Below are 3644 nucleotides of genomic sequence, written 5' to 3'. Positions count from 1 at the left end.
GAGCGCGTCGCTCAGATCGTCTGTCCGGTAGCGAGTGGTGATGCGCACGTCGTCCAGCGAAAACGCGGTCTCGAAGGGATGGTGGGTCTTGTCCAGCCGGCCGCGGCTGAAGTCGTAGCCAAGCTCGGCGATGATCCGTTCCCCGAAGAGGCGCTGCTGCTCCTCCGGAAACTCCTGATGCAGGCAACTGGCGTCGGCCGGCGGCCGGGTCATCACCTCGGCCAGCAGTGGCACAAGCTCGCCGCGCAGCTCCGCGAACAGGGCGCGGACGCTCTGCGCCTTCATGCCCTGGTCGAAGTAGTCGATGAGCGGGTCGGCGATGTGGTCGTAGCCGGGGAAGCAGTCGGCGAATTGGCGGCTCAGGTCGAGCGTTTTCTCCAGCAGCGGCCGCATGGCGGCGAAGTCGTTGGCCGGCCGGGCCACCGTCCACGCCTGGTAGCTGCGCGCGCCGTGCTCCTGGAGCTCGACGTTGAGCGCCGCCGGCACGCGAATGGCCTTCTCGTAATTGCGCCGCGTCAGCCGCAGCAGCGCCGCGTCGTCGCTGTCGTAGGGCAGGTCGGCGGCGTAGGGCTGGAGCGCGTCCAGCAGCCGGCCGATGGCCGGGTCGGTCAGCCGCTCGTGCGCCAGCCCGGCCAGCAGCCCCATCTGCCGCCCCCTCGCCGGCGCGCCGCCGGGCGGCATGTAGGTCGATTGGTCCCAACTCAGCAGGGCCACGACGGCATTCAGGTCTTCGATCGCTTGCAGGCGGTCCTTCAGTTCGGCGAGTTGTTTTTCCATTTTCCCCTCATTTAGAGCGCGCATCTGAGGATGCGGACTCTGTTGGGTTCTAGCCGCTCGATTGCCGCAACGCCTCGCTCAACAGGAAGCGCAACGCCGGGGCCAGCCGGCGCGCCCACGACGACTCGGTGTGGCCGGCCCACTTCTCCTCGACGTGATACAGATCGCGCAGCGGCCGGTAGCCCTTGCGCACCAGAATACCCTTCATGCGGCGGACACTGGCATAGTAGCGGCGCGAGGCGGTGGCGCGGTGCAGCCGCCCGCTATGGTGCTCGCCCAGTTCGCGCGTGCCAACGTCCAGATAGAGCTTGCCGGGGTAGTAGGGCGCGGCCTCCACGTAGTCGAAGATGGCCTCGCCCGCGTACCACAGCGACGGGCTCATGACCCCCGCGAAGCCAAAGGTGGCCGGCTGGCGGAAGAAGGCGTAGAGGCTGATCAGCCCGCCCATCGATGAGCCGAGCAGGCCGGTGTGGCGGCGGCCGGGCAGGGTGCGGAAGTCGCGGTCAATCAGCGGCTTGACCGTGGCCGCAATGAACTCCAGGTAGCGGTCGCCGCGCCCGCCGCCGTGGCGCGGGTCGCGGAACGGGCTGTACTCGGCCATCCGGTCGACGCCCATGTTGGGGATGCCGACGACGATGGCCTCCAGACCCTCTTCATACCCCAATTGCTCCATCGTCTCGTCCACGCCCCACTCCCCGGCGAAGCTGGTGGCGTTGTCGAACAGGTTTTGGCCGTCGTGCATGTAGATGACCGGGTAGCGCTGCGTCGTGTGGTGGTAAGAGGGCGGCAGGTAGACCAGCAGGTCGCGCCGGTTGCCGAGTTGCGGGCTGTGAACGTCGGGCGCGACGCGAATCGTGCCGCTGACGTGATGGCCGTTGGAAGGGTCGAAGTGGGCGTGATAGTCGCGCCAGGTGAGTGGCTCCACAGTCTCCCCCAGCGTGGGTGATGATGAATTCATAATCGATTCTCGCTGCCGGCAAACCGGCAGTGAGTCCCCGATTCTACCGCCATTGGGCGCGGCGTCCAGAAAGTGGGCGTGAAAAATGCTCTCGGTGCGACGCACTTTCCGAAGTGCGTTGCACCTGGGCGCAACAGCTAAGGGACGACAGGTGGGTTGCACCTTCTGAGGTGCGACCCACCTGTTATGGTATAATAGCAGTAGGGCCGCGGCGAAGTGCAAGCCGCGACCGGGGAGTGACCCATGCCCGCGTCCACTGCCTTGCCCGATCCGCTGCCGTGGCTGCTGGAGCCGGAGGAGCCTGGCCCCCGCTATCTGGCGCTGCGCGACATGCTCCATTACCCGCCCGACGACCCCGACCTGCGCCAGGCCCGCGACGCCGCCCACCGCGCCGGCCCCATCGCCGCCATCCTGGCCGCCATGCACCCCGATGGCTACTGGGTCGAACCCGGCCCCGGCTACCTGCCCAAGTACGCCTCGACCGTCTGGGCGCTCATCGCCCTGGCCCAACTGGGCGCGTTCGCCGCCGCCGATGAGCGCGTCGGCCGCGCCTGCGCCTATGTCCTCGACCACGCCCTCCTGCCCGCCGGTCAGTTCAGTGCCTCGACCGCCCCCTCTGGCACGGCCGACTGCCTGCAAGGCAACCTCTGCGCCGCCCTGCTCGACCTGGGCGGCGACGATCCACGCCTGGACGCCGCCTTCGACTGGATGGCCCGCTCGGTGACGGGCGAGGGCGTGGCCCCGCTCGGCGAGCGCGGCGCGCCGCTGCGCTACTACGCCGGCAAGTGCGGGCCGCTCTTCCGTTGTGGGGCCAACAACAAGCTGCCCTGCGCCTGGGGCGCGGCCAAGGTGATGCTGGCCTTCGGCAAGCTGCCCGCCGCGCGCCGCACGCCGCTCATCGACGAGGCCATCCGGCAGGGCGTTGAGTTCTTATTCAGCGTCGATCCCGCCACCGCCGCCTGGCCCAGCGGTTGGGCCGCCAAGCCCAGCGGCAACTGGTGGAAGTTCGGCTTCCCCGTGTTCTACGTGACCGACCTGCTGCAAGTGGTCGAGGCGCTGGTCGCGCTGGGCCACGGCGACGATCCGCGGCTGGCGAACGCGCGGGCGCTAATCGCCGGCAAGGCGGATGAGCAGGGGCGCTGGCCCCTGGAGTATGACTACGCCGGCAAGCTGTGGGACGGCGTCGACTTCGGCCCGAAGAAGCGGCCGAACAAGTGGGTGACGATCCGGGCGTTGCAGGCGGTGGGGTAGGGGCGCACCTGCGTGTGCGCCCAATCAAGGGCAGACACGCAGGTCTGTCCCTACTCGAGAGGTGGCTGATGAATGATACGATGACCTGGCTGCTCGACCCAACCGATCCCGGCCCGCGCCACCTGGCGTTGCGCGACCTGCTGCGCCGCCCGGCCGATGACCCCGAACTGCTGGCCACCCGCGCCGCCGCCCACGCCGCGCCGCCCATCGCCCCCATTCTGGACGCCATGCACCCCGACGGCTACTGGGCCAAGCCCGGCCCCGGCTACAGCCCCAAGTACCGCTCCACCGTCTGGGCGCTCATTACCCTGGCGCAGGTCGGCGCGTCGGCCGCCGCCGACGAGCGCATCGCCCGCGCCTGTGCCTACCTGCTCGACCACGCGCTGACCCGCGACGGCCAGTTCACCCTGTCTTCCGATGGCGGGCCGTCGGGCACAATCGACTGCTTGCAGGGCAACCTGATCGCGGCCTTACTGGCTTTGGGCATCGACGACCCGCGGCTCGACCGGGCGCTGGAATGGATGGCCCGCACCGTGACGGGCGAGGGCATCGCCCCGGCCGGCGACACGACCGCGCCGCTCCGCTACCAGCATTACAAGAGCGGCCCGCTGTTCGCCTGTCGCGTCAATGGCGGCTTGCCCTGTGGCTGGGGCGCGGT

At 69.2% G+C, this 3644-nt stretch carries 2 protein-coding genes and 2 pseudogenes; 2 read left to right on the top strand and 2 right to left on the bottom strand.

Annotation, left to right across the window (positions count from 1 at the left end):
• Together ACE3UY_RS17235 and ACE3UY_RS17230 are read right to left on the bottom strand one after the other, a co-directional pair.
• Positions 1–777, bottom strand: a pseudogene (locus ACE3UY_RS17235) (carboxypeptidase M32); the annotation flags it as partial.
• Positions 778–826: 49 nt separating this feature from the next.
• Positions 827–1735 (bottom strand): alpha/beta hydrolase, encoded by a 909-nt coding sequence (locus ACE3UY_RS17230; RefSeq protein ID WP_374688724.1) that lies wholly within the window; start codon positions 1733–1735, stop codon positions 827–829.
• Between the two features lie 243 nt (positions 1736–1978).
• On the opposite strand from ACE3UY_RS17230, the gene ACE3UY_RS17225 reads away from it, so the two are divergent.
• Complete coding sequence (locus ACE3UY_RS17225; protein ID WP_374688723.1) at positions 1979–2986, top strand: nitrogen fixation protein NifH; 1008 nt, start codon at positions 1979–1981, stop codon at positions 2984–2986.
• A 68-nt stretch (positions 2987–3054) separates the two neighbouring features.
• Positions 3055–3644: pseudogene (locus ACE3UY_RS17220) on the top strand (nitrogen fixation protein NifH); the annotation flags it as partial.

The sequence above is a fragment of the Promineifilum sp. (SeqCode) genome (genome assembly GCF_041918635.1).
In the GTDB taxonomy this organism is placed as follows: Bacteria; Chloroflexota; Anaerolineae; order Promineifilales; family Promineifilaceae; genus Promineifilum.
Note: the sequence above shows the minus strand (reverse complement) of the source record. Positions and strands in the feature narration are given on the sequence as shown.

What these genes read in the sequence shown, in the direction of transcription:
- ACE3UY_RS17225 (WP_374688723.1), top strand. Translation starts at nt 1,979, where the DNA reads ATGCCCGCGTCCACTGCCTTGCCCGATCCGCTGCCGTGGCTGCTGGAG.
- ACE3UY_RS17230 (WP_374688724.1), bottom strand. Translation starts at nt 1,735, where the DNA reads ATGAATTCATCATCACCCACGCTGGGGGAGACTGTGGAGCCACTCACC.